Genomic DNA, 22,669 nt, shown 5'->3' with positions numbered 1-22,669 from the left:
CGCACCCGCGCCGAGGTGCGGCAGGGCCGGCTCGGGGGTCCGGGCCCGGTCAGGCCGGGTTGGCGTCCACGGCCGAGGCGGGCGCGGGCAGCGGCGTGACGGTGCCGCGCTCGTCCCCGGCGGGCTCCGGAGGCGGGGCGGCGGCGGGGGCCTGCCCGCCGGCGTGCTTCTTCTCGACGACCTTCTCCGCGGTCTTGCCGCCGAAGTAGAAGCCCACCATCACGATCATGAAGGTGTTGAAGCTGCCGTAGACGTCGTCGAGGAAGCCGGAGGTGTCCGCCATCGCCCGCGCGACCTCGTTGTTGAACGAGGCCGCGACGAAACCGAAGTAGAGGACCGTGAAGGCGGACATCACGGCGGTGCGCACGTCGCGGGAGTCGGTGAAGAGCACCAGGAAGGTGCACAGGCTCATGGCGGGCAGCGCCACGGACAGCCCCGCGATGCCGATGTCCTGCCCGAAGAACCAGAAGGTCGATGCCACGCCCAGCGCGAGCAGCACCACGTTCACGACGACGAGCAGCAGGCCCACCTGCCAGTTGATCCGACCGTCGCCTATGCGGCCGGAGAACTTGTCCGGCGGCCTCTCCCCGTTCACGGCGCTCAGGTTACACCGGGGTCCCGCGAAGTGGGTTCCTCCGCAAGGCGTTTGATGGCCGACAGCCGGGCGTCCCAGCGGGCGGCGACGCGGTCCATCCACCGCGCCGCCGCCACCAGCCGCTCGGGCCGTACGGCGTACCGCATCTCCCGGCCCGTGCGCCTCCCGGCGACCAGTCCCGCGTGGTCCAGCACCGTGAGGTGCTTGACGATCGCCTGACGGGACACGGGGAGCTCGGCCGCGAGCACGGTGGCGGTGGTGTCACCGTGCTCGGCGATGGCGTCCAGGATGCGACGCCGCATCGGGTCGGCCAGCGCGGCGAAGACGTCCTCCTCGCCCTCGGTACGGGTCTGCGTCATGCGGGCAGCTTCTCCACGTACGTGGCGAGTCCGGCCGTGACGTCCACCCAGCCCTGCGCATGGCTCTCGTACCCGGCGTACGGGATGCGGTCCTCGGGGATGGCGAGGGCCGCGAAGCCGCTCTCGACGACCCGCAGACGGGTGCCGTCCCCGTCGGCGGTGAGGGTGAACTCGACGAGGGTGGAGTTGTCCTGCGTGGCCTCCGCGCCGGGGAAGGCGGTGGCCCAGCGGTAGGAGAAGTAGCGCGGCGGTTCCACGCTCACGATGCGGCTGGGGTAGACGCCGAAGCCGTGGTCGATCTCGAAGGCGCCGCCCGGCCGCAGGTCCACGTCCGCGGGCGCGCCGCCACCGCCCAGGTCCTCGCCGAACCAGCGGCCGATGTGCTCGGGCCTGGTCAGGACGTCCCACACGCGCTCGACCGGCGCGGCGATGCTGATCTCCCGTTCGATCCGGTCCTGGGTCTGGGTGCTCATGATGGTTCCTCCGTCGCTGGACAGCCTTACATGCAACTCCAGGGTTGCACGTAAGGCCATATCGCGCAACCGATAAGTTGCACGTTGGGGGGTCAGCCGGTGAGCAGCACCTCGCGCAGGGCGGTGAGCAGGGCGTCGTCCGTGCCGAGCCGCGCGCGGGCGTACCCTTCGACGGAACCGTGCTCGGCGGTGAGCCCGGCGAGGAAGATCCGCATCGCGTCGGCGGGCGCCCTCCCCCAGCCGGGCCAGCGCAGGCTCCGCTCCGGGTTGGCCGCCGTCCAGTCCGCGAGCAGGCGGGCGGTGGCCAGCTCGCTCAGCGCGTAGTCGGCGACGATGTCCTCCTCGGACACCCCCAGCAGCCCGAGCACCAGCGCGGCGAGCAGCCCGGTGCGGTCCTTGCCCGCCGCGCAGTGGAACACCAGCGGCCCGCTGGTGTCGGCGGCGATCACCTCGAGCGCGCGCGCCAGCTCCTTGACGCCGTCGGCCGCGACCTCCGCGTGCAGCCGGGCGTAGAAGGCGGTCGTCTCGACCTCCGGCCCGAACGCGGTCTGGTCGACGGGCCGGTGCTCGATGCTGAGGTTGTGGTAGGCGACCCCGGTGGCCTCCGGGACGCGCCCCTTGGCCTCGATCTCGAACGGGTAGCGCAGGTCGATGACCGTGCGCACCCCGAGGGCGGCGAAGCGCTCCAGATCCGTGCCCCCGAGCTTCGAGAGCGCGTCGGAACGGTAGAGCCGCCCCCAGCGGACCGTGCGGCCGCCGGCCGTGCGGTAGCCGCCCAGGTCGCGGAAGTTGTGCAGTCGGTCGAACGCGATGTGTCTCCCCATGGGGGGACCTTACGGGGCGGGCCGCCCGCTCAGAAGATCCCCTGACCGGGGACGAGGATCCCCCGGGGGTCGTACCGGCGCCTGGCCGCCGCCAGGGCGGGCCACGCGGAGCCGAAGTGGGCGCGCCAGTCGGCGCGGCCGAAGGGGATGGAGCCGACCGGGTACTGGGTGCCGCCGGCCGCCCGGGTGGCCTCGTACGCGGCCCGGTTGGCGGCCAGGAGGCGGTCGACCGTCGCGGTGTCCTGCGGCGGGGTGGTGCGCAGCACGGCGAGCAGGTACGGGACCGGGTCCTGGCCGGCCCGCAGCAGGGGGCGGTGCAGGCGCTCGCGCAGCAGCGGGTAGAGCAGCACGACACCGGGACCCAGGTCGGCGGGCGTGAGCGCGTCGAGGATGCCGCCGGCCACGGCGGCGGCCTTGTCCCCGGGGATGAGCAGGTTGAGCCAGGGGTGGGCGAAGTCCCACAGGCCGGCGGCCTTGAGCGCCGCCACCGAGGCCGCGAGCCGGTCGAGGAAGGCGAAGTAGCCGAGGTCCTCGGTCTGCACGCCCGCGGTGTCGTGGTGCAGCCCCGCCAGCAGCGCGGCGTCGTCGGGCGCGGCGTCGTACGAGACCGCCTCCAGGACGTAGCCGCGGAAGGCGCCGTTCGCGTCCGGGACGACCTGGCCCTCGACGTAGCCGAACCGGCCGTCGGTGACCAGCAGTCGCTGGTCGGCGAGGAAGGTGCCGAGGTCGTGGTACGGCAGCAGGTAGTGCCGGACCGTCGTCGGGGCCTTCACCAGGCGCAGCGTGGCCGACACGATGACGGCGCACTGCCCCAGGCCCGCCAGCACCGCCTCGAACAGGTCCCGGTGCCGCGACGGGGAGCAGCGCAGCGACTCGCCCGCCCCGGTGACGACGTGCAGCTCGGTGACGTTGTCGACCTGGGCGCCGTGGTGGTGGCTCTGCCCGCCGAGTCCGCCCACGGACAGGGTGCCGCCGACGGAGAGTTCGAGGTAGTCGGTGAAGACGGGCGGCGTGAGCCCGTGCGCCAGGGTGGCCCTGGTGACCTCGCTCCATGTGGCCCCGGCGCCGACCGTGACGGTACGGCTGTGCGCTCCGACCGGGCCGATCCCCGCCAGGGGCGTGGTCTCGATGACCAGCCCGCCGTCGACCTGCGCCTGACCGTAGGTGCCGTGGCCCTGGCCGCGCGGCGCCACCTTCAGCCCGTGCCGGTTGCAGAAGCGCACCATGGCGACGACGTCGTCCACCGACCCCGGACGCAGCACCGCGACCGGCCTGCGGTGCACGATGTGCCCGAAGTCGTCCGCGGCGGCGCCGAGGGAGGCGTCGTCGGTGAACAGCGTCCCGTCCAGGTGGGGCAGCCCCGCCAGCGTGCCGTCCGCCCGGTCCGCGGCCGTCGCGGCCACGGCCCAACTGCGGCCCAGGGGGTCGAATCCGACGACCACGGCGCCCGCGGCCGTCGCCGCCGTCCGCAACATCGCACGTCTGGACGCGAGGTGGGACATGCGCGCTCCCCCTGAACGGGTCGGTGGACACTGCAACAGTCCCGGATTCTAGGCCTGCTGTCCCCCCGTCAACAGCGACTCGTGGAATCCCGTGGGGCCACCGGCGACGCTAACCGACCCCATGGCGGGCGGCCCGCCGGGCGGGCCGCCCGGGTGATCATCCGAGCGACTCCCACCGGGGGTCGGTCGCCGCCTTCACGAGGGCGTCCATGCCGAGGGCGGGCGTGGTGCGCGTGGGAGGCCGGTGGTAGCCACCGGAGTTGAGTTCCGAGATGACGACCCGCAGCCCGTCGGGCCGCAGGGTGTCGGCGGTCCACTGCTGGATCCCGGCCCCGCCCTTGTCCCCCGCCCCTTGAGTGGTCTGCACCTTGGTGCCGTCGGGCAGGGTCTGGGGGTCGGAGAAGTTCAGGTCCCCGAAGTCCTCCTCGGCCCAGTGCTGGACGTTGACCTCGACGAGCGTGGGCCCGTGACCGTCGTCCACCGTGACGTGGGCGTAGCCGTCCTCCCCCACCGGTGCGGTGATCTTCAGGCCCGCCGGCATGACGGCCTTGAGGCGCTTCAGGATCTCCGTGCCGCTCACCTCGCCGGATCCGGGGCGGGGCTCCCCGGACGAGGCCGAAGCCTCCGGGAACACGGCGAACAGGCGCTTCCACTCCGTCGCACGCACCAGGGCACCGAGCTGCGCCGCGCTGAGCGGCGGGTCGTCCCGGGTGGTGTGCTCGGACTTCTGCTCGGTGGCGTTCCACTCGTCGGCCTCGATCTGGTGGCCCTCACGGGTGGTCAGGACGGCCCGCCAGTTCTTGGGCCCCGTGCGTTCGTCCTGGTACTCCCAGGTCCTGATGACCACCAGCACCGACCCGTCCTGGAGTTCCGTGCGCGTGCAGGTGCTGCCCTCCCTCATGAGCGTGAGGTCGGGGCAACGGGTGCGCTCCTGGCCGGGCGTGGCGCGACTGAGGGCGACGGCGATCGTCGACGCGCCGTGACCGTCGTCCCAGACGACCTGGGCCCTGGGGACCATGTGCGCCGAGGGCCGCGTGTCCGTGGCGTGCCCGGCCAGGATCCTGCCCGCGGGGAGCAGGTCCTCGAAGAGCGCGAGCATCTTCCGGTCGGAGGCCGTCTCGGGGCCCCATCCGAAGTTCGCGATCGTGCCCGTCGTCGCCGGGCCCACGTCCTGGGCGCCGCCGCGGGGGACGACCAGGGCGGCGGTCACCCCCGCGGCCGCCACGGCGGCGACGGTGCCCGCGACGGCGGCCGTACGGCGGCGGTGGAGGCTGCGGCCCTGCGCGAGGCCGGCCGCGACGAGGGCGCGGTTGTCGGTGCTGAAACTGTCGCCGGTGCTCCGCAGAGCGGCGCCGAGGTCGTCTTCGAAGGGCATGGTGAACCACCGTCCGGAGGAGAGGAGAGGTCGTAAGGGGAAGGGAAGCCGGTGGGGGGGAGTCAGTGGGAGGAGACGAGTTCCGCGAGGCTGTCGCCGAGCAGTTCGCGGAGCCTGGCGAGGGCACGCACCGACCGGCTGCGCACAGCGCTCGAGCTGACCCGCATCGCGTCGGCGGTCTCCTCGATGCTCCGGTCCTCCCAGTAGCGCAGGACGACGACCGCGCGGTCCTTGGGCGCCAGCCGGGCGAGCGCGTCCAGGAGGGTCAGCCGCAGCAGGGCCGTGTCGCTGTCGGAGCCGCCGGCGTCCGCGGGCACGTCGGGGAGCTCGCCCGTGGGGGACTCGCCGCTGCTGCGCCGCCGCCTGTGGCTGAGGAAGGTGCGGACGAGCACGGTCTGGGCGTACCCGGCGGGGTTGCCCACGCGGGACACCCGCCACCAGGTGACGTACAGCTTGCCGAGGGTCTCCTGCACGAGGTCCTCGGCGAGATGGGTGTCACCGCCGGTGAGCAGGCAGGCCGACCGGAAGAGATGTGCAGCGCGGGTCCTCGCGAAGTCCAGGAAGTCCTTCGTACGGTCCTCGTGCATGTCCCACCCCGTCGTCGTCCGGCGTCGCCCTCACCTCACTGACGTCGTGGGGGTGGGGAAATGTTGCATCTCCACAGCAGGAGCACAGGAAGCAGCAGCGGCAGCGCCGCCAGGGCGAACAGCGGACCCGGCCCGGACCAGTGGGAGCCCAGGGCCCAGCAGCCGAAGAGCAGGAGCGCTCCGGCCTCGGAGCCCAGGCCCGCCAAGGAGGTGACCGTCGCACGGGTGCGGTCGGTGATGCGGTCCTGGAGGCGGGCGTCGGCGGCCGTCGTCGCCCAGTCGAGGAGGCCGAAGGCGACGGCCACCAGTGCCAGGCCGGCCGGATGCGTGCCGGCCGCGCCCGCGGTCAGGCACACCACGGCGGCGGCCGGTGCGAGCGGGGCCCAGCGGGTACCGCGGCCGGCGAGCCAGCCGCCGGCCGTGGCCCCCGCGGTCACCAGGAGTACGAGCAGCGGGACGAAGGACGGCCGCACGCCCGTCGCCTGCGCGAGCAGCGGGACGTACTCGTCCAGCGCGGTCGCGCCGGCCACCAGGGAGACGACGGCCACCATGCGCCCGGCGCCGGGGGTGTGCCGGGCCTGGTCGAGGGCCTCGCGCAGCAGCCCGGCGTACGAGGCCGCGCCGCCGCCCTCGTCGGCACCGGCGCCGCGTGCCCGGGGTTCGGGCAGCGCGAGGGCGGCCAGCGCGGTCAGCACGGTCACCGCGACGCTGACCAGCCCGACCGCGCGGTCGCCGCCGGCCGCGAGGAGCGGTCCCGCCAGCGCGGTCGCGGCCAGGGCCGCCGTGGTGCCGATTGCCTGCGCCCGGCCGGTGAGGCGGGCGTACGCGTGGGCCGCGCCGACACGGGTCAGCTCCTCGTGCACCAGGGCCTGCAGTGCCCCGGACCGCAGCGCGGACCCGGCGCCCCACAGGACGAACCCGGCGGCGAAGGACGCGTAGCACGGCCACAGGGTCCACAGCGTGAAGCCCGCCCCGGCCAGCAGCGGCGCGAGGGTGAGCAGGGCGCGCCGGGAGAAGCGGTCGGCCCACACGCCCGAGGGCACCTCGAGCAGGAACGCCGTGAGGGACCAGACGGCGAAGAGCGAGGAGATCCCCGCCTCGGACAGCCCGGCGCCCGCGAAGAGCACCGCGTACACCGGGTAGAGCGGGATCAGGTCCTCGAGGAAGGCGTAGGCGTAGAGCCTGCGCGCCAGTGGGGACTCCGGTGCGGATCAATGTCGCCATGTCATGGGACGAGCGTAGCCGGGTACGAACCGGATGAGGAGGCGTTTTCCATGCGTATGGGACGGAGCGGGAACGAGCCCCTGCGGGCTCGCAGCGCACTGCGGATGCGGCTCGCACTCGCGGCCTTCGGGCTGGTCTGGGCGATCGCGGGAACGGTGCTCTTCGCCGACCTGGGGCGTACCGGGTGGGCCGTCTTCTTCGGTCTGCTGGCGCTCGCCGCCGGCACCGACCTGGTGCTGATCGTCCGGCACATCCGCCAGGGCGCGCACTGGCAGCCGGGGCGCGACGTCCCGCCCTACGAACCGCTCCGCAAACGCTGAGCGCACGGCCGGACACGCACGGGCAGGCAAAGACCGAGGGCCCGGTGCTGATGCACCGGGCCCTCGGCTTCAGTAGCGGGGACAGGATTTGAACCTGCGACCTCTGGGTTATGAGCCCAGCGAGCTACCGAGCTGCTCCACCCCGCGTCGTTGAACGCAACCTTACGGGGTGTCGGCGCCAGGACCAAATCCATTCCCGGTCAGCCACCGCCAGCGGGGGATCTCGGCCACGACGGTGGCGGCCGCGAGGACCCCGACCAGCACCGCGACCGGGGCGGGCCAGGCCGCCCAGGAGGAGACGACGGCCGCTCCGAGCTGCAGCAGCACCAGCGCGACGGTCACCGCGCCGGGGACGGGGACGATCACCTGCGCCTTGTCCCCGGGGGTGGCGAACACCGTCGGCAGGCCGGCGAGCACGACCACCGAGAGCGCGGCGAGCGGCCAGGAGTGCCCGGCCAGGGCCCACGGGGTCGCGACCCAGGCCACGAGCTCGGTGGTGAAGCGGAGGACGGAGGCGACGCGGCCGTCGGGCGCGGTGGTCCGGGAGGTCACGGCGTCACACTCCCACGGACCGGGCGCCCGGTAAATGCGTTGCCGGGGCCCGGGCACCGGCGTAGCTTCTGCTCCGGCCTGCCACCGTCCGATTGGAGAAGGCCGTTGCTCTTCTGAGGTCAGGGACACCGTGTCCGCGGCTCGCCGAACCGGCGTCCGCGCGGGCCCGTGTGCGACCTCGGCCGTGAGCAGCCGCCTGTGTGCAGCGCCCGCCTTCCGGTGTCCCCGTGTGCCGACCCGTCGTCATTCACGAGCACCCCGGAGGACCACATGGGACATCCCACGATCTCCATCACCTGCACCGACCTCTCCTTCGCCTGGCCGGACGGCACTCCCGTCCTGGACGGTTTCCAGCTCGCCGTCGGCCCCGGCCGCACCGGCCTCATCGGGCTCAACGGCTCCGGGAAGTCCACCCTGTTGCGGCTCCTCGCGGGCGAACTGACCCCCGCCGAAGGGACGGTTCGCGTCGTCGGCGAGGTCGGCTACCTGCCGCAGGACGTCGTCCTGGACACCGCGCTGCGGGTGGACGAGGCCCTGGGCATCGCGGACGCGCGGGCCGCGCTGCACGCCGTCGAGGCCGGCGACGTACGCGAGGAGAACTTCGCGGCGGTCGGCGACGACTGGGACGTGGAGGAGCGGGCCCGCGCCGGACTGGACGGCCTCGGACTGGGCCACGTCGGCCTCGACCGGGTCGTCGGCGAACTGTCGGGCGGCGAGTGCGTCCTGCTGCGGCTGGCGGCCCTGCTGCTGCGCCGTCCGGACGTGCTGCTGCTCGACGAGCCGACCAACAACCTGGACCTGGCGGCCAGGCAGCGGCTCCACGAGGCGGTCGCGGCCTGGAACGGCGTGCTGGTGGTCGTCTCCCACGACCGCGAACTGCTCCGGCACGTGGACCGGATCGCCGAGCTGCGCGACGGCGGGGTCCGCTGGTACGGGGGCGACATCGCCGTCTACGAGGAGGCCCTGGCCGTCGAGCAGGAGGCCGCCGAGCGCATGCTGCGCGTCGCGGAGTCCGATGTGCGGCGCCAGAAGCGGGAGTTGGCCGACGCCAACGTCAAACTGGCCCGCCGTGTGCGGTACGGGCAGAAGATGTACGACAACAAGCGGGAGCCGCGCGCCGTGATGAAACTGCGCAAGCGCAGCGCCCAGGTGTCGGCGGGCAAGCACCGCGTGCTGCACACCGAGCGGCTGGCGGAGGCGAAGGAGCGGCTGGACGAGGCCGTGGAGGCGGTGCGGGACGACGACGAGATCCGCGTCGACCTGCCGCACACCGCGGTGCCCGCCGGCCGGAACGTGCTGACGCTGCGTTCCCTGCGGACGGCGTACGGGGCGCCTGCCGGGGACCTGGAGCTGCGCGGCCCGGAACGGATCGCGCTGGTCGGCCGGAACGGCGCCGGGAAGACGACGCTGCTGCGGACGATCACCGGCGAACTGCCGCCGGCGGCGGGCGAGGCGCAGGTGCATGTGCCGCTGCGCTTCCTGCCGCAGCGGCTGGACGTCCTGGACGACGAGCTGTCGGTCGTGGCCAACGTGGCGCGGTTCGCCCCGGAGGCGACGGGCAACCGCATCCGCGCGTCGCTGGCCCGCTTCCTCTTCCGTGGCGGACGGGCCGACCAGGCGGCCGGTTCGCTGTCGGGCGGGGAGCGGTTCCGGGCCTCGCTCGCGGCGCTGATGCTCGCCCAGCCCTCGCCGCAGCTGCTGCTGCTCGACGAGCCGACGAACAGCCTGGACATGGCGAGCGTACGGCAGTTGACGACGGCGCTGGCCTCCTACGAGGGGGCACTGGTCGTGGCGAGCCACGACCTGCCGTTCCTGCGGGGCATCGGCGTCACGCGCTGGCTGCGGCTCGACGCCTGCGGGCTCACCCGCGTCGAGCCGCTGTGACGGACATGGTGCCGCTCCGGCGGCGGGGCTCCCCCCGGGGCCCCGCCGCCGGTGTCCGTGGGCCGCGCTTCCGCGTCAGCGGTCGTCAGCGGTACAGCTTGTTCACGGCGGTCCGCGTGGTCTTCTTGAAGGCCTTCAGCGGGATCTGGTCGAGGGTCCCCATCTGGCCCCACTCGACGACGGTGACGGTGCGGCCGTCGCGGCCGATCCCGTAGAGCCGGACGTTGTGCTCGGACTCGGGGGGCGCGACGTGCACGCCGTAGACGTGCGCGCCCTCCTCCACGTCGAGGGCGCCGAAGTCCTTCCAGTCGGCCTCCGAGCCCGGGTTCTGCTCCAGGAAGCGGCCGGCGCAGCCCCGCACGGACGCGCGGAGCTTGGCGGCCAGGTCACGCGCCGCCTTGGTGTTCTTGGTCGTGAAGGTGACCTGCTGCGCGTTGGTGTCCAGTTCGGTCCAGAACGAGCGGTGCGAGACGCCCTTGCGGGGCAGGCCGCGCAGGGCGCAGGCGGTGCCGCCCTCGGGCAGGCCGCCGGTGACCCGGTCGGCGTACCAGGGCGAGAGGGGGTACGGCGGCAGTTCCTTCGGCGCGAGGAACCTCGGCGCCGCGGTGGGCGCGGCGGCCCCGGCCTCGGCGGAGCCGGCGGCGAGCAGAGAGGTGGCGGCGACCGCGGCCAGCGCGGTCACGGCGGCGCGGCGGGTGGGTGTGCGGTTCAAGGTGCTTCCCCCGTGGTCAGGTCGTGGACGAGGACCGTCGCCGAACGGCGCCGGTACTGCACCTCAGCCTGCGCGGCGCCGTCACGACCCGGCAACAGCAGCGGCCGGTTCCGGGACGCCGGAACGGTTGCGCGTACCCTGGCCTGGGGAGACGTGAGCGCCCTGGAACGGGCGGCCGGGACACGGGAAGACGTCGGGGGCGCGGGACATGGGTGGTACGGCAGCGGGCAGCGAGCACTTCGCCCGGTATTTACGTGACCTGAAGGACCGTTCGGGGCTGAGCTACGGGCAGCTGGCGACCCGGCTCCACGTCAGCACGTCGACCCTGCACCGCTATTGCAACGGCGACGCCGTACCGGCCGACTACGCGGTCGTGGAGCGCCTGGCGCGGTTGTGCGGCGCGGGACCGGAGGAACTGGTCGAGCTGCACCGCCGATGGGTGCTCGCGGACGCCGTCCGGCGGGTCGGCAACCGCGGCGGCGGCGGCGGTGCGGTGGCCGAGCGCGACGAGAGCGGCAACGGGAGCGGAGACGGAGAGGCCGACGCGAACGGCGACGACGACGCCGCCGGGAACGCCGCCGGGAACGCCCCCGTCGGAAACGCGCCTCCACCCGGCCCCGAGGCGGCCCCGCAGGCGCCCGTCGAACTCGACCCGATCGGCACCGTCCCGGCGCCGCGCCCGCCGCGCTCCTGGCGCCGGCGTCTGTCGCGGCCCGCCGTCGCCGGATCGGTGGCGGCGCTCGTGCTCACCGGCGCCGCACTGGCGATGACCGACGGCACGGGCGGCGAGGGTCCGCCGGCCCACGCCGCGTCCTCGCCCTCCGCGCGCCCCGGCGGGGCGGGAGGCACACCCCCCTCGCCGGGTGGGACGGGCACGGTCCCGGCCTCGCCCGGCACGTCCCCCTCCGGGCAGGCCTCGTCCACGACGCCGTCGGCGAACGGCACCGACACCGCTGCGCGCTCCCCCGGCGGCAGCACGGCTTCCCACGCCCCGGTGCCCGCGCGGCCTCTGGTCTGGAGCGTGCGCTCGCACGTCTGGGAGAACGGCTGCGGTCACGACTACCTCATCGACCGGCCCCCCGCGGACGTCCCTCCCCCGCCGGTCTCCCAGGACGCGCGCGCCTGGGCCGCCGCGCTCGGCGCCGTGCACGGCGGTACGACCATCGTCGAGGCCACGATCCGGGGGCGCGGGTCGACGCCGGTGGTGGTGCAGGCCCTGCACGTCCGCGTCGTCGAACGACGCGACCCGCTGCGCTGGTCGTCGTACTCGATGGACAACGGCTGCGGTGGAGCGCTGACCCCCGCGGAGTACGCGGTGGACCTCGACGCCGCGCGTCCGCAGCCGCGGCCGCGGGACGGCTCCGACAGCGAGCACGTCCTTCCCGCGGTCCGCCTCCCGTACCAGGTCTCCGCACAGGATCCGCTGGTGCTCAGGGTGCACGCCCGCACGGTGCGCTGCGACTGCGACTGGTTCCTCGAACTGGAGTGGAGCGCCGGCGGCCTGACGGACACGGTCCGCATCGACGACGGCGGGCGCCCCTTCCGCACCAGCGGCGTCAAGGGCCGCCCCGAGTACGGTTACTGGTCCTCCGGGGGCTGGACCCGCAACTAGGCTCCGCGCCCCGTCCCGACGCCCCGTCCCCGTGCCGCGTCGCCCGCGCCGGGACGTGCGGAAGGTCCCCACCCCCCCGTGAAGGGTGGGGACCCGCTCCCCCGTTTCCCGTCGGCCGCGTCCCTCGCGGTCAGAGGCCGAACGGCCAGATGAGGCCCTTGTTCATGGTGATGAGCACGACCAGCACCATCAGGTCGGCCGCGCCGAGCACCAGGCCGAGGATCGCCCGGACCGGACGCCGGGTGCCCCGGACGAGCGCGACGCCGCCGAGGATCAGGGCGAAGGGGCCGAGCACGATGTTGAAGGCCAGCAGGCCGACCAGGCCCAGCACGAACGAGGCGACGGCCATGCCGTCGGAGCCGTCCGAGCCCGACCGGGCTTCCATGGCGCGCAGTTCGCGCTCACGGGCAGGTACGTAGGAGTCCATGGGTGGGTTCCCCCCTGGGAGACGTGGGGTCAGCGGTGGTGGCGGTGGTGCCCGACGCGCTCGCGGACGTAGAACGTGAGCAGCCAGACACCGACCACGCCCGCGGCGACGAAGAAGACGGAGGACGAGGTGTACGAGACGGTGCCCAGGAGGATCCCCATGGCGACCAGGACGACGAGGAGGGTCACGGCGTGTGCCTTTCTCGGTTACCGGATGGCACTGCGGGCTGCGGACGACGTCACAGCTCAGTGAACAACTGGAATAACAGTCGTTCACTGAGTCGGTACTCTACTCTCGCGCAACTCGGCGAACGGCTGTTTACTGGATGACATGAGTCACACCCTCGGGGTCCGTGAGGCCCAGAAGCAGCAGACCCGGCGGGCCCTCCTCGACGCGGGCCTGCGCCTGCTGGAGAACCAGAGCTTGAGCAGCCTGGGGCTGCGCGAGGTCACCCGTGAAGTGGGCGTCGCGCCCGCCGGGTTCTACCGGCACTTCCGCGACATGGGCGATCTCGGAGTGGCCCTGGTCGCCGAGTCGCTGGGCAGTCTGCACGCGATGATCCGGGCGATCCTGGCCGAGCAGGACGACGCCGAGGAGGTCATCGCCCGCTCCGTCCGCGTCATCACCCTGCACGTGCGCGACCACCGGTCGCACATCCGCTTCATCGCCCGCGAGCGGCACGGCGGGGTGCAGGCCGTCCGCGAGGCCATCGCCGCCGAACTCTCGCTCTTCGCAGACGAAGTGGCCGAGGCGCTCGGCGCGCAGCCCGTCTCACAGGGCTGGACGGCCGAGGACGTGCGCATGCTCGCCGAGTTGTACGTGGACCGCATGCTGATGACGGCGATCGCCTTCATGGAGGCGCCGGCCGATGACGCCGCGACCGAGGAGCACATCGCGGAGCGGGCCCGCAAGGAGCTCTACCTGATCCACCTGGGACGTCGGCACTGGCTGGACGCCTGAGGGCGAATTGACACTTGCGTGGATCCACCATCTAGGGTGGTCGCATGGCTTTCGCACTCTTTCGGCGCAATCGGACGGCCAACGGCACCGCGGATCCCGCTCTGTTGCCACCGATCGCCAGGGGCGCGGGACTGATCAGCTGTCAGGTGCTCGACCCCGCGGGCCGGCCGATGGGCGGAGCCGAGGTCACCGTGTCCGACGCCCGCACCCAGCGCACGCAGGTGAGGGCGATCAGCGACCCGTACGGGACGTTCCTCGCCACCCTGCCGCCCGGGCACCACTCGGTGATGATCAGCGCGGACGGCATGCGGCCCTACCGGGGCACGGTGGAGATCGCGGCGGGACTCCAGTCCCCCATCGGCACGGTGCGGTTGGCCCCCGCACCGGGGCTCGAACTGCCGCCGCCGGGCACCTGGTTCTTCGACCCGCCGCACACGGCCGTCCGGTTCATCGCCAAGCACGTCGGCATGGCCCATGTGCACGGCCGGTTCGACCGCTTCGAGGGCGGCATACGCGTCGCGGAACGCATGGAGGACTCCCATGTCGAGATCACTATCGACGCCGCGAGCATCAACACCGGCAACCGGACCCGGGACGACCACCTGCGCTCCGGTGACTTCCTGGACGTGGCCGCCCATCCCTGGATCCGGTTCGCGAGCGACCGCTTCGTGCACCAGGGCGGTTCGCGGTGGGCCGTCCACGGCCACCTCAGCATGCACGGCACCAGCCGCTCGGTGACCCTGGACACCGACTACCTGGGCATGGCGACCGGCGGCTACGGCGAGGAGCTGCGCTGCGCCGCCCTCGCCACCGCCGAACTGCACCGCGACGACTACACCCTCAACTGGCGGAGCATGCTGGCGCGGGGCATCGCGGTGGTGGGCCCGACCGTCAAGCTGGAACTCGACGTCCAGGCCATGTTCTCCAGCCACGACACCCCGACGCCACCGGAGTAGCCGCCGCGCGCGCCCTCAGCCCGCGGAGGGCACCGGTGTGATGACGGCGAAGGCCGCGCCCTGCGGGTCGACGACCTGGCCGAAGCGCCCGACCTGCGGCATGTCCATCGCGGGGACGCGGATCGTGCCGCCGGCCTGGACGGCCTTGGCGAGCGTGGCGTCGCAGTCGGCCACCGCGAAGTACGGCAGCCAGTGCCCGCCGGCGCCCGCGGCCAGCATCTCCTCGTCGAGCTGCATGACGCCGCCGTGGGCGTCGCTCTCGCCGCCGCCCGCCGGGGAGACCATGGTGTAGACGTTGCCGGGCATCTGGGAGTCCTCGGTCTTCCACTCGAAGACCGAGCGGTAGAAGGCCAGCGCCGCGGGCGCGTCGGTGGTGTAGAGCTCGGTCCAGTACAGGGAGCCGGGCTCGTTGACGACGTCCAGGCCCTTGTTGGCGCCCGGCTGCCACACGCAGAACCGGGCCCCGGTCGGGTCGGCGTACGCCGCCATCCGCCCGAGGTCGAAGACGTCCATGGGGGAGAACCGCACGCCGCCGCCCGCCTGTTCGACGGACTTGGTGGTGGCGTCGGCGTCGGCCGTCTGGAAGAACGGCTCCCAGGCCGCGGTGGTGACGCCGGGTTCGTTGTTGGGGCCGATGCCCGCGACGGTCCGGTCACCGGTGCGGAACATGCCGTAGCCGCCGGCCTCCGGTCCGGCCGAGAGGAAGTCCCAGCCGAAGACCTCGCGGTAGTAGGCCACCGAGGCCTCGACGTCGGGGGTCCCCAGGTCGAGCCAGTTGGGGGCGCCGGGAACGTAGTTGGTGCTGAGCATGGTGTGCTCCTTTGACGGGGGTGCTGTGCCCTGGTCGCTCACAGTCTTGCAGCGGGCACTGACAGTGGCCCCGTACCGCTCCGTCAGCCCTGCCCCGGCTGGCTGGCGATGACCGCGAACAGCGCGCCGAAGGGGTCCGCTAGGTGCGCGAAGCGCCCGACGCCCTCGGCGTGCTGCGGCGCCATGACGACCGTCCCGCCGAGCTGCCCGGCCTTGGCGACGACCGCGTCGGCGTCCTCGACCTCGAAGTAGGGCAGCCACCGCGGGGTGACGCCGGCGGCCCTCATCTCCTCGGTGATCTCCACGATGCCGCCCAGGGACGCCTCCCGGCCGCCGCCCGAGGTCGACAGCACGGCGTAGCGGGTGGTGCCCAGCGGCACGTCCTGCGCCTGCCACTCGAAGACCGCGCCGTAGAAGGCGCCGGCTGCGGCGGCGTCCGGCGCGTACAGCTCAGCCCACCCGAGGCTGCCCGGCTCGGTGACCACGTCGAGGCCCTTGATGTCGCGGGGCTGCCACACGGCGAACTCCGCTCCCCCGGGGTCGGTGAAGCCGGCCATCCGGCCGTTGCTGAAGACGTCGAAGGGCGCGAAGCGGACCGTGCCGCCGGCCTGCTCGACCGCCTTGGCGGTGGCGTCGGCGTCGGCCGTCTGGAAGTACAGCGTCCAGGAGGACCGCATGCCCTCCTCGCTGAGCGGCCCGAACGCGGCCACGGTCTTCCCGCCGAGACGGAAGAAGCCGTAGCCGCCGGCCTCGGGCCCGAGCGACTGCGCGTCCCAGGCGAAGAGCCCGGTGTAGAAGGAGACCGCCGCCCCGAGGTCCGGGCTGCCCAGGTCGATCCAGTTCGGGGCGCCGTTGACGTACTGGGTGGTGAGCATGGCGGTCTCCTTGGCCTGCGTGCGTGCCCGGTGCTGCCGTGGTCCCGGTGTCCGTCCTCAGTCTGGCACCGGTGCCCGGCTCGCGCCGGGCGGCGTCACTTCCCCTGGGTGAACGCGTCGTAGGCCTTGAGCACGTCGTCCGTGGGGCCGTCCATCCGCAGCGTGCCGTGCTCCAGCCAGATGGCGCGGTCGCAGGTGTCCCGGATCGACTTGTTGTTGTGGCTGACCAGGAAGACGGTGCCGGCCTCCTTGCGCAGCTCGCGGATCCGCGCCTCGGAGCGCTTGCGGAACCGGTTGTCGCCGGTGGCGAGCGCCTCGTCGATCATCAGCACGTCGTGGCTCCTGGCCGCGGCGATCGAGAAGCGCAGCCGGGCCGCCATGCCGGAGGAGTAGGTCCGCATCGGGAGGGAGATGAAGTCACCCTTCTCGTTGATGCCGGAGAACTCCACGATCGACTCGTAGCGCTCCCGCACCTCGTCCTGCGACATCCCCATCGCGAGACCGCCGAGGATGACGTTGCGCTCGCCGGTCAGGTCGTTCATCAGGGCGGCGTTCACGCCGAGCAGGGAGGGCTGCCCCTGGGTGTACACCTTGCCGCTCTCCGCGGGCAGCAGCCCCGCGACCGCCTTGAGGAGGGTCGACTTGCCCGAGCCGTTGGAGCCGATCAGCCCGATCGACTCGCCCCGGTAGGCGGTGAAGCTGACGCCGCGCACGGCGTGCACCTTGCGGACGTTCGGGTTGCCTCCCTTGCGGCGGACCAGCCGCGACAGGGCGTTGACCGCGGTGCCGCGGCCCGACCCCGCGCCGTGCACCCGGTACACGATGTGCAGGTCGTCCACGATCACGGTGGGGATGCGCTCAGCCACGGCCGTACCTCTCCTCAGCCTTCCAGAACCACACGAAGCCCCCGATGCCCATGACCAGGGCCCAGCCCAGGGCGACCGCCCACACGTGCGGCGGCAGCTGCTCGGAGGTGAAGCTGTCGATCAGCGCGAAGCGCATCAGGTCGATGTAGACCGCCGCGGGGTTCAGTCCGAGCAGGATCTTCACGGCCTGCGGCGCGTGCGCCGCCACGTGGCTGATGCTGTACATCACGCCGGAGGTGTACATCCAGGTCCGCAGGATGAACGGCATCAGCTGCGCGAGGTCGGTCATCTTGCTGCCGAGCCGCGCCATCACCAGCGCCAGGCCCGCGTTGAACACCGACTGCAGGATCAGCGCCGGGATCGCGAGCAGCCAGGACGGCCTCGGCACCTCGCCGGTCATCAGCACGATGGCGAAGAGCACGAGCATCGACATCAGCAACTGCTGCAGCTGCATGATCGTCTGCGCGATCGGCAGGCTGGCACGGGGGAAGTGCAGGGCCCGTACCAGGCCGAGGTTGCCCGAGATCGCCCGCACGCCCGCCATCACCGAGGACTGGGTGAAGGTGTAGACGAAGATGCCGGTGACCAGGAACGCGATGTAGTTGTCCACGCCGCGGTCGGTGCCCAGGAGCAGGCCGAAGATCAGGTAGTACACCGCCGCATTGAGCAGCGGGGTCAGCACCTGCCACAGTTGACCCAGGCGCGCCCGCGTGTACTGCGCCGCCACGCGGGCGGTGGCGTACGAGGTGATGAAGTGCCGGCGTCCCCACAGCTGCCGCACGTAGGCGCCCAGACCGGGACGGGCCCCGCTCACCGTGAGGCCGTACGTGGCCGCCAGCTGTGCGGGGGACGGCGCCGGAGCGCCGGGCGGCGCGGGCGCCGCTGAGGAGGACTCGATGTCAAGGCTCACGAGGGGGGCGCTTCCGTTCGGGGGGTGAGGCGCAGGGGGTGGTTGTGCGCCGACGGAACGAGACCGTATCGTCGTTACCAGGACGTTAGACCACACGAGCGTTGGAACGCAACCGTTCCGTCCCGTCGTCGCGTAGGCTGCCGGACATGGCACCGGACACCGCACCCCCACGACGCGCCCCCGCCGGGGCGGCTGTGCTCCGAGACGATGTCACGGAGGCGATCCGGGCGGCCGTCTTCGAGGAGCTCGCCGCGGTCGGGTACGGCCGGATGTCCATCGAGGGCATCGCACGGCGTGCGGGCGTGGGCAAGGCCGCGGTCTACCGGCGCTGGCGTTCCAAGCTGCCGCTCGTCCTCGACGTGGTCTCCGCCGTCGCCGCGCTCGGCGTGCCGGCGCCCGCCACGGGCAGCCTGCCGGGTGACATCCGGATGCTGCTGGAGGTGACGGCGCGGGCGCTGCGGCACCCCGTCGCCTCGCAGATCATCCCCGACCTGCTGGCGGAGGCCTCGCGCAACCCGGAGATCGCCGAGACCCTGCAGACGGCGCTGCGCGACACCCAGCGCGGCATCGCCACCGCCATCGTCGAGGCCGCGGTCGAACGCGGCGAGCTCCCCGCCGGCACGGACTGCGACCTCGCGCTCGACCTCATGGCCGGCCCCCTCTACTGGCGCCTCGCGGTCCTCCGCTCCCCCCTCACCCCCCGCTACCTCGACCGTCTCGCCGCCGCCACGGCCGCGGCCCTGGCGGCGTCGGCCTGACGCCCGCGCGTGCCGGGCTCCAGGTAGACCTGGCCCAGGGGGCTGTGGCGCAGCCGCCGGACCTCGAGGTCCGTGATCGACGCGGCCGGATCCTGGTCGGCCCGGTCGGCCCGGTCGGCCCGGTCGCGGGCCGCGGCTCGCCCCATTGCGGCGGCCACGGCGGCGTCGGCTCCTTCCTGGGTGTCGTCGACGAGGTAGTAGTGCCAGGTCTCGCCGCTGCGGGCAGCGTGGCGGCGCAGGCCCACGAGCCACTGGTCCGCGCAGGTCGCGGGGCCGGCCGGGTGCTGCCGGTCGATGGTGGTGTGCATGCCTTCTGCTCCCCTGGATCGGTCGGCCACCGGGGGTGGTGACCGGCCGGGGCCGCCCGCCGGTCCGGTGCGGTCGGCGGGCGGCCCCGTGGCGGTCGCGTCCCGTGCGGGCCGCGGCCCGGTCAGATCGTGGACGCGTCGATCACGAAGCGGTAGCGCACGTCGCTGGCGAGGATGCGCCGGAAGGCCTCGTTGATCCGGTCGGCGGGGATCAGCTCGATCTCCGCGCCGAAGCCGTGCTCCGCGCAGAAGTCCAGCATTTCCTGCGTCTCCGCGATGCCGCCGATCAGGGAACCGGCGATGGTCCTGCGGCCGGTGATCACGGAGAAGAGGTCCAGGGAGATCGGCTCCTCGGGCAGGCCGACGTTCACCAGGGCGCCGTCGGTCTTCAGCAGCTTGAGGTAGGCGCCGAAGTCGAGCGGGGCCGAGACGGTGGACAGGATGATGTCGAAGGTGCCCTCGAGCTCCTCGAACGTCCTCGGGTCGCCGGTGGCGCGGTAGTGGTCGGCGCCCAGCCGCAGTCCGTCCTCCTTCTTGCGCAGGGACTGCGAGAGCACCGTCACCTCGGCGCCGAGCGCATGGGCGATCTTCACGGCCAGGTGACCGAGGCCGCCCATGCCCAGGACCGCCACCTTCCTGCCCGGTCCGGCGCCGAAGTGCCGGAGCGGGGAGTAGGTGGTGATGCCGGCGCAGAGCAGGGGCGCGGCCACCTCCAGGGAGAGGCCGTCGGGGATGCGCAGGACGTAGTTCTCGTCGACGACGATGGCCCGGGAGTAGCCGCCGTAGGTGGGCTCGCCGTCCCTGCCGACCGCGTTGTACGTGAAGATCATGCCGCCGCCCGTGCAGTACTGCTCCAGGCCCGCCTTGCAGTTGTCGCAGGTGCGGCACGAGTCGACCATGCAGCCGACGCCCACCCGGTCGCCGACCTGGAACCTCGTGACGCCGGGGCCGATTTCGGAAACGACGCCGGCGATCTCGTGGCCGGGGACCATCGGGAAGATCGCCTCTCCCCAGCCCTCGTCGACCTGGTGGATGTCGGAGTGACAGATGCCGGCGTACTTGACGTCGATCAGGACGTCGAACTCGCCGACCTCGCGACGCTCGATGGTGGTGCGCTCCAGCGGGGACTTGGGAGCGTGAGCGGCGTACGCGTGGGTGGTGCTGGTCATGTCCGTGGTCTCCTCAAGGATCGGTGCCATCACGTTCGGTGATCGCGGCAGGTGGCGGCAGCCTCGATGCGCTCGGGGATGCCGTCTGCGGGAGGGGAGGAGGACCGGGAACGGGGGCTCGGCTGGATCCGTGCCTGCCCGGTGGGCCTCCGCAATCCAGGACACCACGCGGGAACCGGGCCGCAGGGGCCGCTTCCCGGCCCTGACCTGCCGGGGAACCGGTTGCGTAGGACTCGGCGACCCCCCTTCCCGGGTCGCCCGCGCCACCTGGCGAGCGAGAATGGACGCATGGCCCGAAACGTCGAGCTCAGCGAGTTCCTGCGTCGATCACGCGCCCGCATCTGCCCCGAATCGGCCGGGCTGCCCGAACGGGGTGCCTACCGGCGGGTGCCGGGGCTGCGCCGTGAGGAGGTCGCCCAACTGGCCGGAGTGAGCACCGACTACTACACGCGGCTGGAGCAGGGGCGGCAGATCAGCCCCTCGGCCGGTGTGCTGGAGGCGGTGGCCGCCGCGCTGCGGCTCGACGACGCGGAACGTGCCCACCTGTTCGACCTCGCCGGGCCCAAGCCCGGCACCGCCCGCCGCCGCTCGGCGCCGACCGTCCAGCGCGTCAGGCCCGGGATGCGGCGGCTCATGGACTCCTTCGTCGACCAGGCCGCCTTCGTCCTCGGGCGCCGCACCGACGTGCTGGCCACCAACCACCTGGCCCGCGCGCTGATGGCCGATTTCGACGCCATGCCGGTACGCGAGCGCAACCTCACCCGCTGGATCCTGCTGGACGAGGCCGCCCACGCCCTGTACCCGGACTGGGAGCAGGTCGCCGCCGAGATGACCGCCACCTTGCGTCTCGACGCCGGCCGTCACCCCGAGGACACCCGCACCGCCGAGCTGGTGGGCGAACTGGCCATGAAGAGCGAGCACTTCCGCCGCTGGTGGGCCGACCACAAGGTCTACGACCGCACCCACGGGACCAAGCGTCACCACCACCCCGTCATCGGCGATCTGACCGTCGACTACCAGGCGTTCACGATGCCGGGCGAGCCCGACCAGACCCTGTTCATGTACCTGCCGGCGCAGGAACAGGCCTCGCAGGACGCCTGGAAGCTCCTCGCCAGCTGGAGCGCCCGGGAACCGGCGGCACGGCGGGACGCCGGCGGCCGCGGTGGCGCTCCCGCGCGCGCCGACAACACCCCGGGGTTCGACCGGCGTTCGGCCTGACGCGGGCGGCGCCGGTGCCGGTGCCGGTGCCGCGCTTCAGCCCCGGGGCACGGCGAAGTCGTCGAGGCGGGCGCGTTCCGGGGTGAGGGCGGACCAGGGGCCGGGCCAGGTGAGGACGGCTAGGGCGGAGGTCGGGAACTTGTCGGCGGCGCGGAGCAGGGCGTCGGCGCGGGCCTCGCCCGTCAGGCGCAGGACGAGGTCCTGGACCCCCGGGTTGTGGCCGACCAGCAGGAGCGACGCGGCGTCGTCGGGGGCCTCGCGCAGGACGTCGAGGAGGGCGCGGGCGGTGGCCGCGTAGACCCGCTCGTCGAGGCGCACCGGCGGGGGCGGCGTGGCGCCCAGGGCCTCGGCGGCGAGTTCCCAGGTCTCCCGGGTGCGCCGGGAGGTCGAGCAGATCACCAGGTCGGGGGTGTGCTTGCCCTCGCGCAGCCAGCGGCCGACGGCCGGGGCGTCACGCCGGCCGCGGGGGCCGAGCGGCCGGTCGTGGTCGGGGACGTCCGGCGGCCAGGCGGACTTGGCGTGCCGCAGCACGACGAGCCGACGCGGTCCTTCCGTGCGGCGCCTCACGACCTCACCCCGCCGACCTCGCCGGTCAGTTCGAGGGCGAGCACGCGGTCCGCCTGGGCGAAGGTCTCGAAGCGGGAGCCGTCCGGCAGGGTGGTCTCCGTCTCCAGCCGGTCGAGGGCGGCCAGGTAGGCGGCGGTGTCGAGGTCCGCGCTCAGGGCCGCCTGGAGGCGCTCCACGTACGCGGCGCACATCGGTCTGGACGGCGATTCGGCCCAGCGGGCCACGGCACCGCGCCAGTGCCGGAGCCCCGCGTCCGCCGCCTCAAGGGTCCGCGGGGTCAGTTGCGCCGGGGCCCGGCGGTCCAGGCGGAGCAGCGCCAGCCGTACGCCGGGCCCCGCGGTTACCTCGTCCGGGTGAACCGGTCCGACGTCCAGGCGGGGGCCGCCGGTCTCGGTGCCCGCCGGTGCGACGTGCACCCGGACGGGTCCGGCGAGCGCCTCCTCGGCCTCGCGCACGTCGTCGCCGCGTGCCGCGCCGGGCTTGATGCCCAGTGCCGCCGCGGCCGCGTCCAGGGCGGGGTCGGCCGGGCCCACCGAGGCCACCAGCACCTGCCCGCCGTGGGTCTCCGCCGTACGCGCCAGGACGTCCGCCAGCAGCAGCACCCGCAGCGCGGTCGTCCCGCCCACGGCACCTGTGTGGGCCAGCACCCGCAGCGGAAAGCGCCGCCCCGGGTCCAGTTCCACAAACTCGCCGCTCCTGCCGTCCACGATGCGCAACACGCCTCCGAATCTAACCCGTACGGCTCACCGGCGCAGGTGCCCGCACCGGGTGACGGGGTCTCGCAGGGCGCTCGGGCGCAAGGGGGACGACGCGCCGCCCGGCGGGC

General features: G+C 73.3%; 27 protein-coding genes and 1 tRNA gene. 7 read left to right on the top strand and 21 right to left on the bottom strand.

The features are described 5' to 3' along the window. Positions 1-49 precede the first annotated feature (49 nt). The 8 genes from PV410_RS10580 to PV410_RS10545 form a co-directional block, all read right to left on the bottom strand. A complete protein-coding gene (locus PV410_RS10580; RefSeq protein ID WP_500323818.1) occupies positions 50-595 on the bottom strand; it encodes a hypothetical protein in 546 nt (181 codons plus the stop codon). Between the two features lie 5 nt (positions 596-600). After that, the gene (locus tag PV410_RS10575; protein ID WP_500323817.1) at positions 601-954 is read right to left on the bottom strand and encodes an ArsR/SmtB family transcription factor; all 354 of its coding nucleotides are present in this window, start codon (positions 952-954) and stop codon (positions 601-603) included. Then, positions 951-1,427 carry an SRPBCC family protein gene (locus tag PV410_RS10570; RefSeq protein WP_500323816.1) on the bottom strand — a complete coding sequence of 159 codons (477 nt, stop codon included), beginning with the start codon at positions 1,425-1,427 and terminating at the stop codon, positions 951-953. Before PV410_RS10570 ends, PV410_RS10575 begins: the two co-directional genes overlap by 4 nt. A 92-nt stretch (positions 1,428-1,519) precedes the next feature. After that, complete coding sequence (locus tag PV410_RS10565; protein ID WP_500323815.1) at positions 1,520-2,251, bottom strand: tyrosine-protein phosphatase; 732 nt, start codon at positions 2,249-2,251, stop codon at positions 1,520-1,522. Between the two features lie 29 nt (positions 2,252-2,280). Next, the gene (locus PV410_RS10560) at positions 2,281-3,753 is read right to left on the bottom strand and encodes an FAD-binding protein (RefSeq protein ID WP_500323814.1); all 1,473 of its coding nucleotides are present in this window, start codon (positions 3,751-3,753) and stop codon (positions 2,281-2,283) included. A 157-nt stretch (positions 3,754-3,910) separates the two neighbouring features. Beyond that, complete coding sequence (locus PV410_RS10555; RefSeq protein WP_500323813.1) at positions 3,911-5,128, bottom strand: hypothetical protein; 1,218 nt, start codon at positions 5,126-5,128, stop codon at positions 3,911-3,913. A 62-nt stretch (positions 5,129-5,190) separates the two neighbouring features. Further along, positions 5,191-5,715 carry a SigE family RNA polymerase sigma factor gene (locus PV410_RS10550; RefSeq protein WP_500323812.1) on the bottom strand — a complete coding sequence of 175 codons (525 nt, stop codon included), beginning with the start codon at positions 5,713-5,715 and terminating at the stop codon, positions 5,191-5,193. A gap of 35 nt (positions 5,716-5,750) precedes the next feature. Continuing rightward, the gene (locus PV410_RS10545) at positions 5,751-6,851 is read right to left on the bottom strand and encodes an MFS transporter (protein ID WP_500323811.1); all 1,101 of its coding nucleotides are present in this window, start codon (positions 6,849-6,851) and stop codon (positions 5,751-5,753) included. A gap of 138 nt (positions 6,852-6,989) precedes the next feature. Here PV410_RS10545 and PV410_RS10540 point away from each other — a divergent pair, with 138 nt between their 5' ends. Beyond that, the gene (locus PV410_RS10540) at positions 6,990-7,259 is read left to right on the top strand and encodes a DUF6343 family protein (RefSeq protein WP_500323810.1); all 270 of its coding nucleotides are present in this window, start codon (positions 6,990-6,992) and stop codon (positions 7,257-7,259) included. Positions 7,260-7,332: 73 nt separating this feature from the next. On the opposite strand, the gene PV410_RS10535 is transcribed toward PV410_RS10540, so the two are convergent. Further along, positions 7,333-7,406 (bottom strand) — tRNA-Met (locus tag PV410_RS10535). A 15-nt stretch (positions 7,407-7,421) separates the two neighbouring features. Beyond that, on the bottom strand, positions 7,422-7,811 hold the full coding sequence (locus PV410_RS10530) for a hypothetical protein (RefSeq protein WP_500323809.1): 390 nt from the start codon (positions 7,809-7,811) through the stop codon (positions 7,422-7,424). Positions 7,812-8,081: 270 nt separating this feature from the next. Between PV410_RS10530 and PV410_RS10525 the strand changes: the two genes are divergently transcribed. Then, positions 8,082-9,695 (top strand): ABC-F family ATP-binding cassette domain-containing protein, encoded by a 1,614-nt coding sequence (locus tag PV410_RS10525; RefSeq protein WP_500323808.1) that lies wholly within the window; start codon positions 8,082-8,084, stop codon positions 9,693-9,695. Between the two features lie 85 nt (positions 9,696-9,780). On the opposite strand, the gene PV410_RS10520 is transcribed toward PV410_RS10525, so the two are convergent. Further along, positions 9,781-10,407 carry a hypothetical protein gene (locus PV410_RS10520; protein WP_500323807.1) on the bottom strand — a complete coding sequence of 209 codons (627 nt, stop codon included), beginning with the start codon at positions 10,405-10,407 and terminating at the stop codon, positions 9,781-9,783. A gap of 208 nt (positions 10,408-10,615) precedes the next feature. On the opposite strand from PV410_RS10520, the gene PV410_RS10515 reads away from it, so the two are divergent. Next, a complete protein-coding gene (locus PV410_RS10515; protein WP_500323806.1) occupies positions 10,616-12,019 on the top strand; it encodes a helix-turn-helix domain-containing protein in 1,404 nt (467 codons plus the stop codon). A gap of 130 nt (positions 12,020-12,149) precedes the next feature. On the opposite strand, the gene PV410_RS10510 is transcribed toward PV410_RS10515, so the two are convergent. Continuing rightward, positions 12,150-12,446: a DUF4190 domain-containing protein gene (locus PV410_RS10510; protein WP_499515149.1), complete on the bottom strand. Its 297-nt coding sequence runs from the start codon at positions 12,444-12,446 to the stop codon at positions 12,150-12,152. Between the two features lie 29 nt (positions 12,447-12,475). Further along, positions 12,476-12,634 carry a hypothetical protein gene (locus tag PV410_RS10505; protein ID WP_500323805.1) on the bottom strand — a complete coding sequence of 53 codons (159 nt, stop codon included), beginning with the start codon at positions 12,632-12,634 and terminating at the stop codon, positions 12,476-12,478. Between the two features lie 142 nt (positions 12,635-12,776). On the opposite strand from PV410_RS10505, the gene PV410_RS10500 reads away from it, so the two are divergent. Together PV410_RS10500 and PV410_RS10495 are read left to right on the top strand one after the other, a co-directional pair. Further along, on the top strand, positions 12,777-13,406 hold the full coding sequence (locus tag PV410_RS10500) for a TetR family transcriptional regulator (protein WP_500323804.1): 630 nt from the start codon (positions 12,777-12,779) through the stop codon (positions 13,404-13,406). A 44-nt stretch (positions 13,407-13,450) separates the two neighbouring features. Continuing rightward, the gene (locus PV410_RS10495) at positions 13,451-14,362 is read left to right on the top strand and encodes a YceI family protein (protein WP_500323803.1); all 912 of its coding nucleotides are present in this window, start codon (positions 13,451-13,453) and stop codon (positions 14,360-14,362) included. A 15-nt stretch (positions 14,363-14,377) separates the two neighbouring features. On the opposite strand, the gene PV410_RS10490 is transcribed toward PV410_RS10495, so the two are convergent. The 4 genes from PV410_RS10490 to PV410_RS10475 form a co-directional block, all read right to left on the bottom strand. Further along, positions 14,378-15,172, bottom strand: a complete 795-nt coding sequence (locus tag PV410_RS10490; protein WP_500323802.1) for a VOC family protein — start codon at positions 15,170-15,172, stop codon at positions 14,378-14,380. An 83-nt stretch (positions 15,173-15,255) separates the two neighbouring features. After that, on the bottom strand, positions 15,256-16,047 hold the full coding sequence (locus PV410_RS10485; protein WP_500323801.1) for a VOC family protein: 792 nt from the start codon (positions 16,045-16,047) through the stop codon (positions 15,256-15,258). Positions 16,048-16,142: 95 nt separating this feature from the next. Next, positions 16,143-16,913 carry an ABC transporter ATP-binding protein gene (locus tag PV410_RS10480; RefSeq protein WP_500323800.1) on the bottom strand — a complete coding sequence of 257 codons (771 nt, stop codon included), beginning with the start codon at positions 16,911-16,913 and terminating at the stop codon, positions 16,143-16,145. Beyond that, positions 16,906-17,823 carry an ABC transporter permease gene (locus PV410_RS10475; RefSeq protein WP_500323799.1) on the bottom strand — a complete coding sequence of 306 codons (918 nt, stop codon included), beginning with the start codon at positions 17,821-17,823 and terminating at the stop codon, positions 16,906-16,908. The genes PV410_RS10480 and PV410_RS10475 overlap by 8 nt, the downstream gene beginning before the upstream one ends. Before the next feature lie 146 nt (positions 17,824-17,969). Here PV410_RS10475 and PV410_RS10470 point away from each other — a divergent pair, with 146 nt between their 5' ends. After that, positions 17,970-18,581, top strand: a complete 612-nt coding sequence (locus PV410_RS10470; protein ID WP_499515141.1) for a TetR/AcrR family transcriptional regulator — start codon at positions 17,970-17,972, stop codon at positions 18,579-18,581. Here the strand turns inward: PV410_RS10470 and PV410_RS10465 are convergent. Both PV410_RS10465 and PV410_RS10460 read right to left on the bottom strand, forming a co-directional pair. Then, positions 18,527-18,889, bottom strand: a complete 363-nt coding sequence (locus PV410_RS10465) for a hypothetical protein (RefSeq protein WP_500323798.1) — start codon at positions 18,887-18,889, stop codon at positions 18,527-18,529. The two genes, PV410_RS10470 and PV410_RS10465, sit on opposite strands and share 55 nt — an antisense overlap. A 122-nt stretch (positions 18,890-19,011) precedes the next feature. After that, complete coding sequence (locus PV410_RS10460) at positions 19,012-20,058, bottom strand: NAD(P)-dependent alcohol dehydrogenase (RefSeq protein ID WP_500323797.1); 1,047 nt, start codon at positions 20,056-20,058, stop codon at positions 19,012-19,014. A gap of 288 nt (positions 20,059-20,346) precedes the next feature. Between PV410_RS10460 and PV410_RS10455 the strand changes: the two genes are divergently transcribed. Then, entirely contained in the window at positions 20,347-21,276 is a 930-nt protein-coding gene (locus PV410_RS10455; RefSeq protein ID WP_500323796.1) for a helix-turn-helix transcriptional regulator, read from the top strand. A 36-nt stretch (positions 21,277-21,312) separates the two neighbouring features. On the opposite strand, the gene PV410_RS10450 is transcribed toward PV410_RS10455, so the two are convergent. Together PV410_RS10450 and PV410_RS10445 are read right to left on the bottom strand one after the other, a co-directional pair. Beyond that, positions 21,313-21,843, bottom strand: a complete 531-nt coding sequence (locus tag PV410_RS10450; RefSeq protein WP_500323795.1) for a SixA phosphatase family protein — start codon at positions 21,841-21,843, stop codon at positions 21,313-21,315. Next, positions 21,840-22,562, bottom strand: coding sequence for a hypothetical protein (locus tag PV410_RS10445; protein ID WP_500323794.1), 723 nt, complete (start codon positions 22,560-22,562; stop codon positions 21,840-21,842). The genes PV410_RS10450 and PV410_RS10445 overlap by 4 nt, the downstream gene beginning before the upstream one ends. Between the last annotated feature and the right edge of the window lie 107 nt (positions 22,563-22,669).

Origin of the sequence: Streptomyces sp. PA03-5A (assembly GCF_033792725.1) — a bacterium.
In the GTDB taxonomy this organism is placed as follows: Bacteria; Actinomycetota; Actinomycetes; order Streptomycetales; family Streptomycetaceae; genus Actinacidiphila.
The sequence above is the reverse complement of the archived record's forward strand: the minus strand, read 5'-3'. Positions and strand labels throughout refer to the sequence as shown.

What these genes read in the sequence shown, in the direction of transcription:
- PV410_RS10515 (WP_500323806.1), top strand. Translation starts at nt 10,616, where the DNA reads ATGGGTGGTACGGCAGCGGGCAGCGAGCACTTCGCCCGGTATTTACGT.
- PV410_RS10470 (WP_499515141.1), top strand. Translation starts at nt 17,970, where the DNA reads ATGGCACCGGACACCGCACCCCCACGACGCGCCCCCGCCGGGGCGGCT.
- PV410_RS10560 (WP_500323814.1), bottom strand. Translation starts at nt 3,753, where the DNA reads ATGTCCCACCTCGCGTCCAGACGTGCGATGTTGCGGACGGCGGCGACG.
- PV410_RS10570 (WP_500323816.1), bottom strand. Translation starts at nt 1,427, where the DNA reads ATGAGCACCCAGACCCAGGACCGGATCGAACGGGAGATCAGCATCGCC.
- PV410_RS10550 (WP_500323812.1), bottom strand. Translation starts at nt 5,715, where the DNA reads ATGCACGAGGACCGTACGAAGGACTTCCTGGACTTCGCGAGGACCCGC.
- PV410_RS10525 (WP_500323808.1), top strand. Translation starts at nt 8,082, where the DNA reads ATGGGACATCCCACGATCTCCATCACCTGCACCGACCTCTCCTTCGCC.
- PV410_RS10555 (WP_500323813.1), bottom strand. Translation starts at nt 5,128, where the DNA reads ATGCCCTTCGAAGACGACCTCGGCGCCGCTCTGCGGAGCACCGGCGAC.
- PV410_RS10510 (WP_499515149.1), bottom strand. Translation starts at nt 12,446, where the DNA reads ATGGACTCCTACGTACCTGCCCGTGAGCGCGAACTGCGCGCCATGGAA.
- PV410_RS10490 (WP_500323802.1), bottom strand. Translation starts at nt 15,172, where the DNA reads ATGCTCAGCACCAACTACGTTCCCGGCGCCCCCAACTGGCTCGACCTG.
- PV410_RS10485 (WP_500323801.1), bottom strand. Translation starts at nt 16,047, where the DNA reads ATGCTCACCACCCAGTACGTCAACGGCGCCCCGAACTGGATCGACCTG.
- PV410_RS10565 (WP_500323815.1), bottom strand. Translation starts at nt 2,251, where the DNA reads ATGGGGAGACACATCGCGTTCGACCGACTGCACAACTTCCGCGACCTG.
- PV410_RS10575 (WP_500323817.1), bottom strand. Translation starts at nt 954, where the DNA reads ATGACGCAGACCCGTACCGAGGGCGAGGAGGACGTCTTCGCCGCGCTG.
- PV410_RS10465 (WP_500323798.1), bottom strand. Translation starts at nt 18,889, where the DNA reads ATGCACACCACCATCGACCGGCAGCACCCGGCCGGCCCCGCGACCTGC.
- PV410_RS10540 (WP_500323810.1), top strand. Translation starts at nt 6,990, where the DNA reads ATGCGTATGGGACGGAGCGGGAACGAGCCCCTGCGGGCTCGCAGCGCA.
- PV410_RS10455 (WP_500323796.1), top strand. Translation starts at nt 20,347, where the DNA reads ATGGCCCGAAACGTCGAGCTCAGCGAGTTCCTGCGTCGATCACGCGCC.
- PV410_RS10460 (WP_500323797.1), bottom strand. Translation starts at nt 20,058, where the DNA reads ATGACCAGCACCACCCACGCGTACGCCGCTCACGCTCCCAAGTCCCCG.
- PV410_RS10495 (WP_500323803.1), top strand. Translation starts at nt 13,451, where the DNA reads ATGGCTTTCGCACTCTTTCGGCGCAATCGGACGGCCAACGGCACCGCG.
- PV410_RS10500 (WP_500323804.1), top strand. Translation starts at nt 12,777, where the DNA reads ATGAGTCACACCCTCGGGGTCCGTGAGGCCCAGAAGCAGCAGACCCGG.